This window comes from Parabacteroides sp. AF14-59 (genome assembly GCF_003479515.1).
Taxonomy (GTDB): domain Bacteria; phylum Bacteroidota; class Bacteroidia; order Bacteroidales; family Tannerellaceae; genus Parabacteroides; species Parabacteroides faecis.
In genome coordinates, this window is the sequence record NZ_QUHH01000004.1 from 130,734 (window position 1) to 146,137 (window position 15,404).

Below are 15,404 nucleotides of genomic sequence, written 5' to 3' on the forward strand. Positions count from 1 at the left end.
CTTTTACTTCACTTCAAACAATATTTTGCGCTGATTGCCCCAGTTATCGATCAGCGTAAGCATGTGTTTGCCCGACGGAACGGAACAGGCGATCTGGTGGTTGTCGGTGGTTTCTCCCAGGTAGGTATCGTCGAGATGCCAGTAAATCGTAGCATCACCCCGGGCATGTGCGGCTTTGAAGACAAACTTTTCGGGTTTGCCGGAGAATCCTTTCGGCAGATACAAGACTGCATGGTGTTCCGGATAGATCAGTTCGATCTGCTGGCTTTGTGTCTGTTCGCATCCCGGCTTGATGGGCGGGAGGGGAATATAATCTATATGGTAATTGCGGTAATAATATTCCTGGGAAGGTGGGAGAACAAACCAGGGACGGGTGATCATCCGGTCGACTGATTCACAGGAGCTGTTTACGCGGAAACGTCCGTCGGCAGAGAGATGCACCAGTTGATGGTAAGGGCAGACGGGAGTATTGATACCTGAACGGGGAATATACAATGTGTCTGTCTGATCGCATATCTGCGATGCTTTATGACCGCTGTTACGGCAGATAGCTACCTCCTCCAGTTCATCGTACGGCATATCGAACCAACCACCACCAGGAAGCAAGGAGAACAGATCGAACAACACCGGGGCTGCATTGCCTACGCCGGTCAGTCCCGGGCGGCCTTCGCCCGATGCATTCCCTACCCATACTCCGACCACATAACGGGGAGTTGTACCGATGGCCCAGGCATCACGTCCTCCGTAGCTGGTGCCTGTTTTCCAGGCAATCTGTTTCATCGATTCGAATTGTTGCCAGTCGGCCTCCTCTTCCGGGCGGTTGAGGGCGGACATCGCTTCGTAGGTGAACCAGATGGAAGCGGCTGAAAGAAGGGGCTTGTCGGTGAGACGCCGGTCTGCGACCGACCGGATCGGTTCCTTTTCTTTATTTATAAAAGGGGTTAGGGGGTGGATATCTTTCGGGTTGTATCGGCCGTTGTAAGGACGGTAATGTGTGAGAACCCGTGAAAGGGAGGCATACATTCCCGAGAGATCCCATAAGGTTCCTTCGGCTCCTCCAAGGATCAGGGAGGCCCCGTAGTGTTCTTCTGAAAAGCGGAGGGTGGTCATTCCCAATGCTTTCAGCAGTGTCATGAAACGTCCGGTGTTGTATTGCGATAACATGCGGACGAGCGGAACATTCAGGGAACGTTCGATAGCCCGGTGGGCAGGGACGGCTCCGTTGAATGTCTTGTTGTAGTTTTGTGGCATGAAGCCGTTTATATTCAGTGGGACATCGGAAACGAGGATGGAAGGAAGTATCTGTCCGTCGTGGAGCATTCCGGCATAGAGGAAGGGTTTCAGTATACTTCCCGTGCTGCGGGGAGAGGTGATGACGTCTACCTGGTTTCCCTGTTTCTCATTGGCCTTAAAACTAGCGTTGCCGGCATAGGCAAGTACTTCTCCGGTTTCGACATCGGTAATGATGGCGGCAAGGTTGTGGATATGATTGGAGCTATATTCGAGCGCGTAGCGGTTGACCAACTCTTGTGCCTGCTTTTGCAGGGAGTAATGTACCGAAGTCGTGATACGTGTTCCGGGGGTAAGGGCGGCAAGCCGTTCCAACAGGTGAGGGGCTTCATCGGGCAAGGGGACAGGGGCTTCCGGTAGGGGTTCCATACAGGACAGTTCGTATTCGGTGTTGTCGATGATACCTCTTTCTTTTAGAGTAAAAAGGAGGTTGTCGCGTTTGTTTTTCAGTTGTCTACGGTTTCTCCCCGGATGGATCAGAGCGGGGGAGTTGGGCAGGACGGCCAGTGTGGCGCTTTCCGCCCAGGACAGGTCGGAGGCACTACGTCCGAAATAACGCCAGGCAGCAGTCTCTATGCCGACTACATTTCCGCCGAAGGGGGCATGGGAGGCATATAAGTTGAGTATTTCTTTTTTACTGTGGGTCGTTTCGAGGAAGAGGGCCCAGCACATTTCGATACTTTTCTCGTAAAGAGTGCGATTTTTGTTCCCTCTGGCGATACGTGCCAATTGCATGGTCAGTGTACTTCCCCCACTGACGACACGGCGGTATCTGGCATTCAGGTGGGCGGCACGCAGGATAGCTGTCACATCGATCCCGGGGTGATAAAAGAAATACCGGTCTTCATAGGTTGTCAGACAGGTGATAAACTTATCCGGCAGCGAGTCTGTTGCCGGAAACCGCCATTGCCCGTCCGGCGCAATACGTGCTCCCAGCAGGTTGCCTTCCGAAGAATAAAGTAAAGTAGAATAGGACACCGGAAATAAAACACGGGGAACCAATAGGAACATTCCTCCCCACAAAAGAATGACAAACAGCAAAAAGAAAAGAAGTACCCTTTTACGGTTTGTTTTCAGTGAGGTAATTAGTCTTGTATGATTCATCTTATTTGAATAAATCAGAATGTGTACCTGTATTAGTTAGTAGTAGAATTAATTCAATATCATTTTGTTCCCATAGTAACAACCAGTCTGAAGTTATATGACATTCCCATAAATTAGCATATTTTCCGCTTAATTTATGCGGACGATACTTTATTGGTAATTTCCCGGTTTGTGATAAAACAGTAATCACCTCCTGAAATAAGGTAGGGTCACAACCGCGTTTAATACACAATTTAAAATCCTTATCAAACTGTCTGGTGGTTTTGGTTATATACATAAAGCTTGTTCTATTTTAAAAGGTGATCCATTAAATCGTCAATGTCTTTTGATGTGTAGACTCTTCCTTTGGCGGCATCTTCCAGTGATTGATCAATTTTATTCTTTTCTTCTTTGAATTGGATTGACCAGCCAAACTTCTGTGCGAGCTTCTTTAGAAGACTAATATCTACAGAAGGAATTATGATCTCCGCTCTTTGTAATACTCTAGTATCCATATTATTTTGTTTTAGTTGTTACAAAGATAGTCCTTTTTATAATACACATTCATTTCCGGTAAAAATAAATGTGTATATTCGTAAATTATCTGTTTGATCTGGAATAAGTAATAACCGTTAATTGGAAGAAATATGGCAAGGTATCTTTATTGGATGTGTTTATGCTATTTACTGTGCCTGTTGGGCAGTTGTACTTCAAAGAGTAGCGAAGGCGAGACGGATGAGTTGCCTTTTAATCCGAATGTAGAAGCCTTTACATCGGGGAAAATATCCCGGTATACGCCGGTGTATCTGATATTCAATCAGGATATACCGCAGGATAAACTGAAGAGTGACCGGCTGTCTAAACTGGTCCGTATCAAACCGGATGTTGCCGGAGAGTTTTCTTTCGAGAATAACCGGACCATTGTTTTTAAACCGGCAAAAGAATTTGAACGGAATACTTCCTACAAACTGTCGGCGGACCTTTCCGAATGGTTTGACGTGACAGGTAAAGACAAAGAATTTACCTTTGGTTTCTCTACCTTCCCGATGGCTCTGCGTGCGAATCTGGAATCGATGGAGATCAACAAAAAGAATGAGCTTGGCTATGATGTGTTGTGTACCTTGCTGACACCCGATAAGGAATCCCCCGAAACAGTAGAATCCCTGGTACGTTTCTCCGAAAAGGCGGATGCCGTATGGCAACACAGTCCAGACGGAAAAAAACATCAGGTCACTTTGCAAAATGTAGAAGCAGGAACTGAAGGACGCCGGGAACTGATCCTTTCCGTTGCACCGAATAAACTGGGTGTCGATGAGGCTAAATTACTTTCCGTGAGTATCCCCGATCGGAATGATTTCGAAGTTTATGACGTAACCTATGTAACGGAACCTGAACGCTATGTGGAAGTGACATTCTCTAAGGAACTGGATTCTTCCCAGGATATGCAGGGGTTGGCATTTATTGCCGGTAATACCTCTGAAACGGTGAATGTGGAAGGAAACAGGTTGCATCTGTATCCTGATGCGCAACGTACAGGAGTGATGAATGTACATCTGAACCATCAGATCCGCAGCAAGAACGGACTGACGTTGAAGGATGATGTGACCCGTCAGGTGGAGATCAGCAGTCTGTTGCCGGATGTCAAATTTATCGGGCAGGGCGTTGTTATTCCCCAGTCTACACAGTTGCTCGTACCTTTCCAGGCTGTTTACCTCCGGGGCGTTGTGGTGCGTGTGATAAAGATACTCGAACAGAATATAGGACAATTCCTGCAAGTAAATAATCTGGACGGTACTTCGGACCTGATGCGTGTCGGCCGCCTGGTTGCCCGTAAGACGATCTTTCTGGATGAAGACGGCGGTGATCTGTCTAAGTGGAATACCTATGCCATCGACCTGAAACAACTGATGGACCCGGAACCCGGTGCTATCTACCGTGTTGAGCTATCTTTTAATAAAGACCTGTCCGCTTATCCGTGTGACGACTCTGTGAAGGTATCCCGCGAACAACTGCTGGCCGATAACGAGATCAAGTTCAAAGAAGAAAGTTCCCGTTTCGACAATGGCGGATATTATTATTACAACGGCGATTTCGACTGGAACGATTATAACTACAACGAACGTAATAATCCTTGTTCAAACAGTTACTATTATAATAAGGTAGAAGGTAAAAATGTCCTGGCAACCAACCTGGGCCTGATGGCTATGGCAGGTGAGGACAACGAAATGACTGTCCTGGTCCATAACCTTATTACCACGAACCCCGAGAACGGGGTCAATGTGGCTGCCTATAATTACCAGAACCAGCAACTAGCATCCGGCATCACGGATAGTCAGGGACAAACCCGCCTGAAGATTACTTCCGGCAAACCTTTTTACCTGATAGCCTCAATGGGCAGGGAACGTTCCTACCTGCGTGTGGATGGTGGTTCGGCTTTATCTCTAAGCTCTTTCGATGTTTCCGGCGAAGTTGTGCAGAAAGGCATCAAAGGATTTATTTATGGCGACCGGGGTGTCTGGCGTCCGGGTGATACCCTGTTCCTGAGCTTTATGCTGAATGACCGGGCAAAGAAACTCCCGGCTAATCATCCGGTGGTCATGGAATTGTACAACCCGCTGGGACAACTCTATTTGCGTAAGACGCAGACCAAAGGTGAACTGGGCCTATATTCGTTTGCCATGCCGACAGAGGCAGATGCACCGACAGGAGCCTGGAGCGTAAAAGTAAATGTGGGTGGCGTCAGCTTCACCAAACGCCTGCGTGTGGAATCGATCAAACCGAATCGTTTGAAGATAGACCTGTCCATCGGTAAGGGCGATTCGCGAACCGCCCCTACGATATTGCGGGGCGAACCGCTGAATGCCCGTCTGCATACGGAATGGTTGCAGGGAGCAACAGCCAGGAACCTGAAATATGATATTCAGGGTACATTCATCTCGACACCGACCACGTTTGCCGGTTATAAGGATTTCTATTTCGATGATCCGTCGAAGACATTCAACAGTGAGGAAAGTAAACTGATATCCGGTACGACGGACGAGAAAGGGGATGCAACCATACAGGCAAAGTTCGAGATCGGCTCGACGGCTCCGGGTATGTTGATGGCGAACTTTGTGACCCGTGTCTATGAAGAGTCGGGCGATTTCAGTATTGATGCGAACCGGATGCTTTATTCTCCTTATAAACGGTATGCCGGTATCAAATCGCCGCAACAGGCACGTGATCAACTCAACACGGGGAGTAACTATACCTATGAAGTAGCTTCCACAGACTACCAGGGTAATCCGCAGGCAAACACGGAGCTGGATGTGCAGGTCTATAAAGTCTATTGGTATTGGTGGTGGAGTTCGGACAACAGCAGCCTGGCTAATTACGTATCCGATTCGTACAACAAACCGGTCAAACAGTTCACTGTCCGTACCGGGGAGAACGGCAAGGGTACTTTCCAACTCTCGTTCAGTAATGAAGAATGGGGTACTTATTTCATCTCTGTAAAAGATAAGGAAAGCAAGCATTCTACCGGAGTCATGAGCTATTTCGACTGGCCTTACAACGAAGGACGCCGGAATGCCGACGGCAGCGAATCGGCCAGCATGCTGACATTCAAAACAGATAAAGACAATTACCAGCCGGGCGAGAAACTGATTATCACGATCCCGTCGGTAAAAGGAAGCCGTGCCGTTGTCAGTATAGAAAATGGAACGAAAGTCCTTTCCGTAACCGAGCATACCTGCGACGATCAGCAGACCGTGATCAAACTCGATGTGACTAGGGAAATGCAACCGAATGCATACGTCTACGTCACATTGCTCCAGCCTCATGGCATTACTAAAAATGACCTGCCGATCCGTATGTACGGAGTCGTTCCGTTTACGGTGACTTCACCCGAAAGCCATTTATATCCGCAGATCAGCGTGCCGGATGAGATCAAACCGGAAGCTAAATACGAAATCACTATCTCTGAGAAGAACGGACGGGAGATGGCCTATACATTGGCTATCGTGGATGAAGGTCTGCTCGACCTGACCCGCTTCCGTACACCCGAGCCCTGGAAGGCGTTCAATGCCCGCGAAGCTCTGGGAGTCAGTACCTGGGATATGTATAACTTTGTCGTCGGAGCTTATGGAGGACGCATCGAGCAACTATTCAGCATCGGCGGTGACGATGCCCTGAACAAAGGTCCGAAAGCTATCGTAAACCGCTTTAAGCCTGTCGTACAGTTTGAAGGTCCGTTCCTGCTGAGGGAAGGAAAGAAACAACATCATATCTATACCATGCCGAATTATAACGGGCGGGTGAAAGTGATGGTCGTAGCCGGAAACGGAGAAGCCTACGGACACGCCGACAAGAGCGTCTTTGTGCGTAAGCCGGTGATGTTGCTCGGTACGTTGCCGCGCGTGATCGGTGTAGGTGAGGAGATGGTTGTCCCGGCTACTGTCTTTGCGACGGAAAACGGGGTGGGTGATGTTGCTGTGTCAATCAGTTGTTCCGATAATATGGAAATAATGGGTTCGGCAACCCAGCAGCTTAACTTCACTAAGACAGGTGATAAGCAAGCCTCGTTCCGTATCAAGGTGAAAGACATGCCGGGAGCCGGACGGGTAACGATTACAGCATCCGGAAAAGGCGATAAATCAGTCTATGCAACGGATATAGAGATCCGTTCCGTCAGCCGTCCGCAAGTGAAGGTTCTGCCTGTCACCCTGGAGGCCGGTAAGTCATGGACACAAACTGTTCGTTTGCCGGGTATGAAGGGGACTAATTCGCTGACACTGGAGATGTCGGACGTACCGCCGTTGAACCTCTCCTCCCGTTTGTCTTATTTGATCGGATATCCTCACGGGTGTGTGGAACAGATCACTTCCAAAGGTTTCCCGCAACTGTATATAGGTGAGTTTGCCGCTTTGTCGAAAGAGCAGCAGATGACAACCGAGAATGCTGTCAAGGAGGTAATCCGCCGCCTGCGTTCTTACCAGACGGTGGACGGAGCGTTCTCTTACTGGCCCGGCGGTACCAGCAGCAACGCCTGGGGGACGGTGTATGCAACCCATTTCCTGCTTTCTGCCGAGGCTAAAGGTTATCTGGTTCCCGATGGAATGAAGCGTAACGTATTGAATAACCTGCGGCGTGTAGCGCGCGACTGGAAGCCGGTAAGTTCCTACTATGTTCGTTCGGAAGAGATGACGCAGGCATATCGTTTGTATGTGCTGGCATTGGGACAAGTACCAGAGGTCGGTGCCATGAACCGCCTGAAAGAAAATAAATCGCTGACACCGATGAGCCGTTGGTTGCTCGCTGCCGGTTATGCTTTGGTCGGACGTACCGATGTGGCGAAAGGTCTGATCGAAAAGACGACGGAAGTAAAGACTGACTATTCGGATTACGACCTGACATTCGGCAGCAGCCTGCGTGATGAGGCTATCCGTCTGATGACACTGACTTTGCTGAATGACGGTAAAGAGGCTGCTTTGCTAACCCGCGATATCTCGAAGGTTCTTTCTTCGGATGACTGGCTGAGTACGCAGTCCACGGCATTTGCTTTGGTAGCCCTGTCTGACTATATGGCGAAATACAAGGTCGGAGGTTCGATGGACTTTACCTATTCCTGCAGTGGAAAGACGGGCAACGTAAGTTCCACGAAGAATGTATGGACGGAAAAATTACTGGATAAAGCCGGAACATCTGCAATGGTTGACTTGCAGAATACCGGTAAGTCGACATTGTTCGCCCGCATCCTGACCGAAGGTATTCCGGAGCAGGGCAAGGAAGAGGCCTATGCGAACGGTGTATCGTTGGCTGTCAGTTATACCGATCAGAACGGCCGCGCCGTAGATGTAGCCAAACTCCCGCAGGGAACGAATTTTATGGCTGTGGTAACGGTTAAGAATCCATCTGCCCGGGGCATGAACAATCTGGTATTAACGGAGATATTCCCGGCAGGTTGGGAGATTCTCAATACCCGCTTCCTGAATGACGGAGCTACGGATAACCAGGCTACAGGCGTGAACTACCAGGATATCCGCGACGATAAGGTGTATAGCTATATCGATTATCTGCCTTCCGGTCGCCAGGTGACGGTCAAGATCAACCTTTGTGCCGTTTATCCGGGACGTTTCTATCTGCCTCCGGTTTATTGCGAAGCGATGTACGACAATCTGATCCGTGCGAATACAGAAGGAAAAGAGGTTGTTGTTGAATAAACAGGCTTTTAGGCCTAAAATCTCTACTTACACTGTTTGACCGGCTTTTTCGAGGTTTCGGATCGTAAGATAGTATAAGTATATCGAAACAAAAGCTTGCTTTATTCAGAAGCAAGCTTTCTATCTTTGCAGTATATTTATACAAATAGATTAATGAAGAAAAGACATTTACTATTCGCCCTGCTTTGTGGTGGACTTTTATCTTGTACAGCCCCTACGGCAACACAGCAGTTAGCCAAAGAAATCCTTGCCGATCAGAGTTTCCATGTGGTCGACAGTATGGCCCGTTCTGTGATTCGCAGCGGGTTCAATGCGGGAAGCGGTTATTCCCAGATATGGGCACGCGATATGAATACCTTTATCGAAGTAGCCTGTGAAGAGAGCAACCCGTCCGACCTGCGTAATGCGATCCTGCTGTTCTTTGCTTTGCAACAGCCGAACGACGAAATGATAGATGGTTATGTCCTGAAAACAGATTTCAACTGGGGCGATGACCATCCGTATTATTCGGATGCGGCTCCCGACCATGTCGCTTTTAAGAATACGGTCGAAACCGACCAGGAATCTTCTTTGATCCATATCGTAGGAAAGTATATCCGTAAGACCGGCGACACCTCTATCCTGAATGAAACGGTTGCAGGCCGCACGGTCTACCAGCGTATGGTCGGAATGATCGACTATCTGATGAAAGAACGTTATAACGAGCAATACGGCCTCCTCTACGGTGCCATGACGGCAGACTGGGGAGACGTGCAGCCAAACGACGACTTCGGTTGCGATATGAACGAACTGTCCGACCCGGCTATCGATGTCTATGACAACGCCATGTTTATCATTGCCCTCGATTATATGCAGGAGATGACTGCGGACGAGGCAGATCAGACTCGTTGGAAAGAACTCCGCGCCCGTATTGCCGCAAATACCCGTAAACATCTGTGGGATGCGCAGCGGCAGAAGTTTATTCCGCATATCTATCCCGAAAATTCTCCGATACCCGAAGGCTTTAATGAACTGGACGTGCATTATCACGGAGGAACGGCCATTGCGATTGAAGCCGGCCTGTTGTCTCCGGAGGAGATCGCTACGGTCAATGCGCAGATGCTGGAAAATGTCCGTCTGTCGGGTATGCCGAGTATCGGTTTAACCTTATATCCCACTTATCCGGAAAACTTTTTCCGTGGAGGAATGTCGAAAGCGTATATCTATCAGAATGGCGGCGACTGGACCTGGTTCGGAGGCCGTATGATCCAGCAGCTTATTGCCAATGGGATGGTAAAAGAAGCCTATGAAGAAGTACGCCCGATGATCGACCGGGTAATCAAAAACAAGGGTTTCTACGAATGGTACGGTATGGGCGGTGTGCCCAGCGGCTCCGGTCATTTCAAAGGATCGGCAGGGGTACTGGCGAAAGCTATCGAGATGTTTAATGAATGGTCAGAAGAAAATAAATAAATAATGAGAAAGAGTAATTATGATAAAAGTCCCTCGACAGCTGTCGACGGGGCTCTTTGGAAAGGTTGGGAGTCTGTGCTGGATAAGTTGAAGGAAGCATGCAACGTCCCGGAAAAGTTGGCACGAAAGGTCGTTGTCATTGAGTGTTATCATGGTGTATATCCGGAAGAACTGGCTGAACATCTGGCAACATTGCAACCTTCTTTGATGATTCATTCGGATCAGTGTTTTAAAGGCGTAAAAGACATTGAGAAGATGACTTATCCTTATCTGACAGACGATCGCCTTTTTGGACGCCGCGCACCCTTTTATTATGCAGATTTTCTGGATGCAGACAAAGTAAAAGAATGCCGGGAGAAGATAACAGCGTCTACCGGGTTGGTTCTTATTTACGGACATGCCGCGGCAGAGATTGTCCGCAAAGCCGATGTGCTGGTTTATGTAGATATGGCACGTTGGGAGATCCAGCAGCGTTTCCGTCGGGGTGAGATCGATGGGTTAGGTGTGAAGAACCGTGAGGAAGCTCCTTCCTACCATTATAAACGGGGATATTTCATCGACTGGAATGTCTGTGATGCCCTGAAGAAAGAATTACTGCCTGAAGTCGATTACTGGCTGGATACCCATATTGCCGGTATGCCGAAGATGATTACCGGTGAGACGATGCGTGCCGGTCTGGAAAAGACTGCCCATAAACCGTTCCGCGTTGTTCCTTTCTTCGACCCTGCACCCTGGGGCGGTCAGTGGATGAAAGAAGTATGCGACCTGGATAAGGAGCAGGAGAATTTTGGCTGGTGTTTCGATTGTGTGCCGGAAGAGAATAGCTTGTATCTGAAAGTTGAAGGCGAACTGTTCGAGATGGCTTCCAATAACCTAGTGTTCTATCAGACACGTAACCTGTTGGGTGGTCCGGTAGAATCGCGTTTCGGACAGGACTTCCCGATACGTTTCGACTTTCTCGATACGATGGGAGGGGGCAATCTGAGTTTACAAGTTCATCCGACAACTCAATATATCCATGACACGTTCGGTATCTGGTACACGCAGGACGAGAGTTACTATCTGTTGGATGCCGGTGAGGATGCAACAGTTTATCTCGGACTGAAAACCGGTGTCGATCCGGAAGAGATGATCGCCGCTTTGAATGAGGCGCAGGTCTCGGGCGAACCGTTCGACACGGAGAAGTATGTGAACAAATGGCCGGCAAAGAAACATGACCATTACCTGATCCCGAACGGGACCATCCATTGTTCGGGATCGAATGCGATGGTGCTTGAGATCAGTGCGACACCCAGTCTTTTCACCTTCAAACTGTGGGATTGGGGACGTCTGGGACTGGACGGTAAGCCGCGCCCGATCAATATCAAACACGGCTCCCATGTGATCCAGTGGGAACGGCAGACTGATTTTGTACGCGACCAGCTGGTCAATCATTTCGAACCGCGTGCCGAAGGTGAAGGTTGGGTGGAAGAACGTACCGGTCTGCATGAAAATGAGTTTATCGAAACCCGTCGTCATTGGTTTACCGGAATGGTGCCGCACAATACAGGTGGGGGAGTCAACGTTCTTAATGTGATCGAAGGTGATGAGCTGATCGTGGAGAGTCCGAGGAATGCATTCGAACCATTCATTGTCCATTATGCCGAAACATTTATTGTTCCTGCCATAGTCGGTGATTATACGATTCGTCCGTATGGTATTTCCGAAGGGAAACCCTGCGGAACGATAAAAGCATATGTTCGGGTGAAAGGATAAAATCGAATATCAATTAAAACACATATATATAATGTATAGTAACGATAACCGCATAGTAATGACTCTCGACGCCGGAGGAACCAACCTGGTCTTCTCGGCTATCCGCGGGGGTGATGAGATCGTGACCCCGATCACTTTACCCTCCTGTGCCTGCGACCTGGATCAGTGTTTGGGACAACTGGCAACAGGTTTCACCCGTATCCGTGAGCAACTGCCGGAGCCGCCGGTCGCTATCAGCTTCGCTTTTCCCGGTCCGGCAGACTATCCGGCAGGTATCATCGGTAACTTGCCGAATTTTCCCTCTTTCCGGGGAGGTGTGGCATTAGGTCCGTATCTGGAAGACCAGTTCAATATCCCTGTCTTCATAAATAATGACGGTGACCTTTTTGCTTACGGGGAAGCACTGACCGGTGCTTTGCCGGAGATAAATAACCGTTTGGAAAAGGCAGGCAGCATCAAACGTTATAAAAACCTGTTGGGTGTCACATTGGGTACAGGTTTCGGTGCAGGAGTCGTTATCGACGGAAATCTGCTGATGGGCGATAATGCTGCCGGAGGTGACATCTGGTGTTTCCGCAATAAGAAATATCAGCAGTATATTGTAGAAGAAAGCGTGAGCATCCGTGCCGTACAACGAGTGTACCGGGAGCTTTCCGGAGACACAGCCACTTATACTCCGAAAGATATATTCGATATGGCAGAAGGCACCCGTCCGGGTAACCAGCAAGCAGCCCTTCGTGCCTTTGCCGAACTGGGAGAGATGGCGGGGGATGCCATTGCACAGGCAATCACGTTGATCGACGGCCTGATCGTGATCGGCGGTGGTCTGACCGGTGCGGCCAAATATATCCTTCCCGCACTTTTGCAGGAGATGAACAGCCAGACCGGCATGATGGACGGTAGTCGTTTCAGTCGTTTGCAAAGTAAAGCCTATAATCTGGATGACGAGACTCAATTCAGCCAGTTTGCGAAAGGAGAAGCAGTCAAGATACATGTTCCCGGTTCAGGCCGTGAAGTGGATTATGACCCTTGTAAACGTATCGGAGTTATGATCAGTAAGCAGGGTGCCAGTCGTTCGGTAGCTTTGGGTGCTTATGTTTATGCACTAAATCAATTGACAAATTAGTTGACAGTTGACAGATGACAATTGACAGTTTAGCTTCGCGCTCGATAAATAAATCGGCTGAAAGCCGAAATATCTGTCAACTGTCACTTGTCAACTGTCAACTAAAATAATAAACAAGTTACGCCATGAATAAAAACAATTTCTTAAGTGCGGCTCTCTGTCTTTTGGCTGGCGGATTGGCTATTGCCTGTTCGCCGGTGAAGGAGGAGAGAGTTGCAGAAGAACTATCCCAATATGTGGAGCCACGTATCGGGACAGCCCATTGCCGTTGGTTCCATTTCACGCCGGGAGCTTATCCTTTCGGGATGGCAAAGCCTGCCCCATCGACCAATGGGCATCTGGGGAATAACTCCGGCTGGGAAGCTACCGGCTATGATTACCGGGATACTTCGATCGAAGGTTTCCCCTGCCTGCATGAGTTTCAGGTGGGCGGCATCGTCCTGATGCCTACGGTAGGCGAGTTGAAGACTGTCCCCGGTGCCGTGGATGATTCTACCGGAAGCGGCTATCGTTCCCGTTTCGATCATTCGGAAGAGATTGCAACGGCCGGCTATTATTCCGTTAACCTGCAAGATTACAATATCCGTGCAGAACTGACCGCTACACCCCGCGTGGCTTTCCAGCGTTACACCTTCCCGGCATCCGACGAGAGCCGTATCCTGTTCGATATCGGTAACAGGCAAGGAGAGAGCGGTGCTGTGAAAGATGCTTCCGTCACCCTGAACGAAGATGGTACAGTGGAAGGCTGGGTAATCACTATGCCGGAATACGTAAAGAAATATCAACCCGGAGCAGAAGTTCCTCTCTATTTCTTCGCCCAACTGGATAAACAGCCGGAAGGTTACGGTACATTTGCCGGAGAGAAGATACAGCCGGACACCCGACATATTTCAGGTATCGGATCAGGTTTGTACCTCACTTATAAAACGAACGAAGGCGAAAGCATTACGGCTAAGGTTGGCCTCTCGTACACATCCGTAGCGAATGCCCGCCTGAACCTGGAGGCAGAAGCACGTACATTCACCTTCGACCAGGCGAAAGAAGCCGCCCATCAGCAATGGGAAAACTACCTTGGACGCATCCGGGTAGAAACTCCGGTGAAGGAAGACAAGGTGAAATTCTACACCGGCCTGTATCATGCGCTGTTAGGGCGGGGGCTGGCGAGCGATGTGAACGGAGCTTATCCCCGCAACGACGGCAGTGTCGGACAAATTCCCGTGAAAGACGGCAAGCCGGTACATAATCTGTATAACACCGATGCCGCCTGGGGTGCCCAGTGGAATCTTTCGCAGGTATGGATACTGGCTTATCCGGAATATGCTTCCGATTACATCAGCAGCCATTTGCTGGTTTATAAAGATGCCGGATGGCTGGCGGACGGTATTGCCAACAGCCGTTACGTATCGGGTGTCGGCACGAACCTGCTGAGTACGATTCTGGCAGGCGCTTATCAATGCGGCATCCGTGACTTTGATGTAGACCTGGCTTATGAAGCATCCCTCAAGAATGAACTCGATGGTACGGACCGCCCGCTCGGTGCCGGTAAGGTCGATACGGACATGTTTCTCAAATACGGTTATGTCCCCCACCAGGATAAAGGCGACGGACCGGACGAAGCGTTTATGTTCTCCGCTTCCCATACTTTGGAATATTCTTATAGTGCCTGGGCTGTTGCCCAATGGGCAAAGAAGCTCGGTAAGACGGAAGATTACGATAAACTGATGTGGTTGTCCAAAGGCTGGGAACGTATCTATGACCCTTCGACCAATTTCGTACGCCCGAAAAAGGCAGACGGACAGTTCATCGGTGATTTCAACCCGATGCAGGTCTGGCGCGGTTTTCAGGAAGGAAACGCCTGGCAATACACGTTTTATGTGCCTCACGATCCGGCAGGACTGGTCAGCAAGGTCGGTGCGGATGTTTTCAATCAGCGCCTGGATAGTATCTTCACTGTTTCCCAAAAGCTGATTTTCAGCGGTGGTACGGAAGTCGGTGCTTTTGCCGGTCTGCAAACCCTGTATAACCAGGGTAACCAGCCTTGCTTGCATATCTCCTGGCTGTTCAATGAAGCCGGACGTCCTTCGCTGACCCAAAAATGGGTACGTGCCATCCTCGATGAGTTCTATGGTACGGACGGGATTCATGGCTATGGTTACGGACAGGATGAAGATCAGGGCCAGTTAGGTGCCTGGTATGTGATCGCTTCATTGGGAATGTTCGATGTGAAAGGCTTGACGGATTCATCGCCGTCTTTTGCTTTGGGCAGTCCGGTATTTGACAAGATAACCATCCGGCTCAACAATCGATATTATAAAGGAAAAGAGTTTGTTATCGAAGCAAAGAACAACAGTAGGGAAAACGTCTATGTGCAGCAATACCGCTTGAATGGCGAGGCATATCCTGCCACCCGTATTCCTTTTGAAACAATCACTGCCGGAGGTCGTCTGGAGATGGATATGGGCAATCAGGCTGTGGATGATTACAAATAAAGAATATAT

The 15,404-nt window shown here is 49.2% G+C and carries 8 protein-coding genes; 5 read left to right on the forward strand and 3 right to left on the reverse strand.

From position 1 onward, the window contains the following. Nucleotides 1–3: 3 nt before the first annotated feature. The 3 genes from pbpC to DWW23_RS06410 form a co-directional block, all read right to left on the reverse strand. Nucleotides 4–2,301 (reverse strand): penicillin-binding protein 1C, encoded by a 2,298-nt coding sequence (pbpC, locus tag DWW23_RS06400; protein ID WP_187576564.1) that lies wholly within the window; start codon nucleotides 2,299–2,301, stop codon nucleotides 4–6. A gap of 94 nt (nucleotides 2,302–2,395) precedes the next feature. Beyond that, nucleotides 2,396–2,671 (reverse strand): type II toxin-antitoxin system YafQ family toxin, encoded by a 276-nt coding sequence (locus tag DWW23_RS06405; protein ID WP_122352448.1) that lies wholly within the window; start codon nucleotides 2,669–2,671, stop codon nucleotides 2,396–2,398. 10 nt (nucleotides 2,672–2,681) lie between these two features. Further along, nucleotides 2,682–2,888, reverse strand: a complete 207-nt coding sequence (locus DWW23_RS06410; protein ID WP_122352449.1) for a hypothetical protein — start codon at nucleotides 2,886–2,888, stop codon at nucleotides 2,682–2,684. 132 nt (nucleotides 2,889–3,020) lie between these two features. Between DWW23_RS06410 and DWW23_RS06415 the strand changes: the two genes are divergently transcribed. The 5 genes from DWW23_RS06415 (at nucleotide 3,021) to DWW23_RS06435 (ending at nucleotide 15,395) form a co-directional block, all read left to right on the forward strand. After that, nucleotides 3,021–8,573: an alpha-2-macroglobulin gene (locus DWW23_RS06415; RefSeq protein WP_122352450.1), complete on the forward strand. Its 5,553-nt coding sequence runs from the start codon at nucleotides 3,021–3,023 to the stop codon at nucleotides 8,571–8,573. A gap of 153 nt (nucleotides 8,574–8,726) precedes the next feature. Then, complete coding sequence (locus DWW23_RS06420; RefSeq protein ID WP_122352451.1) at nucleotides 8,727–10,025, forward strand: GH36-type glycosyl hydrolase domain-containing protein; 1,299 nt, start codon at nucleotides 8,727–8,729, stop codon at nucleotides 10,023–10,025. Between the two features lie 3 nt (nucleotides 10,026–10,028). Continuing rightward, nucleotides 10,029–11,780 (forward strand): class I mannose-6-phosphate isomerase, encoded by a 1,752-nt coding sequence (locus DWW23_RS06425; protein ID WP_122352452.1) that lies wholly within the window; start codon nucleotides 10,029–10,031, stop codon nucleotides 11,778–11,780. Between the two features lie 31 nt (nucleotides 11,781–11,811). Further along, nucleotides 11,812–12,906: an ROK family protein gene (locus DWW23_RS06430; RefSeq protein WP_187576560.1), complete on the forward strand. Its 1,095-nt coding sequence runs from the start codon at nucleotides 11,812–11,814 to the stop codon at nucleotides 12,904–12,906. A 125-nt stretch (nucleotides 12,907–13,031) separates the two neighbouring features. Continuing rightward, complete coding sequence (locus tag DWW23_RS06435) at nucleotides 13,032–15,395, forward strand: GH92 family glycosyl hydrolase (protein ID WP_122352454.1); 2,364 nt, start codon at nucleotides 13,032–13,034, stop codon at nucleotides 15,393–15,395. Nucleotides 15,396–15,404 lie beyond the last annotated feature (9 nt).

Coding starts and splice junctions, on each gene's coding strand:
- DWW23_RS06435 (WP_122352454.1), top strand. CDS start 13,032: ATGAATAAAAACAATTTCTTAAGTGCGGCTCTCTGTCTTTTGGCTGGC.
- DWW23_RS06410 (WP_122352449.1), bottom strand. CDS start 2,888: ATGGATACTAGAGTATTACAAAGAGCGGAGATCATAATTCCTTCTGTA.
- DWW23_RS06405 (WP_122352448.1), bottom strand. CDS start 2,671: ATGTATATAACCAAAACCACCAGACAGTTTGATAAGGATTTTAAATTG.
- pbpC (WP_187576564.1), bottom strand. CDS start 2,301: ATGTTCCTATTGGTTCCCCGTGTTTTATTTCCGGTGTCCTATTCTACT.
- DWW23_RS06430 (WP_187576560.1), top strand. CDS start 11,812: ATGTATAGTAACGATAACCGCATAGTAATGACTCTCGACGCCGGAGGA.
- DWW23_RS06420 (WP_122352451.1), top strand. CDS start 8,727: ATGAAGAAAAGACATTTACTATTCGCCCTGCTTTGTGGTGGACTTTTA.
- DWW23_RS06425 (WP_122352452.1), top strand. CDS start 10,029: ATGAGAAAGAGTAATTATGATAAAAGTCCCTCGACAGCTGTCGACGGG.
- DWW23_RS06415 (WP_122352450.1), top strand. CDS start 3,021: ATGGCAAGGTATCTTTATTGGATGTGTTTATGCTATTTACTGTGCCTG.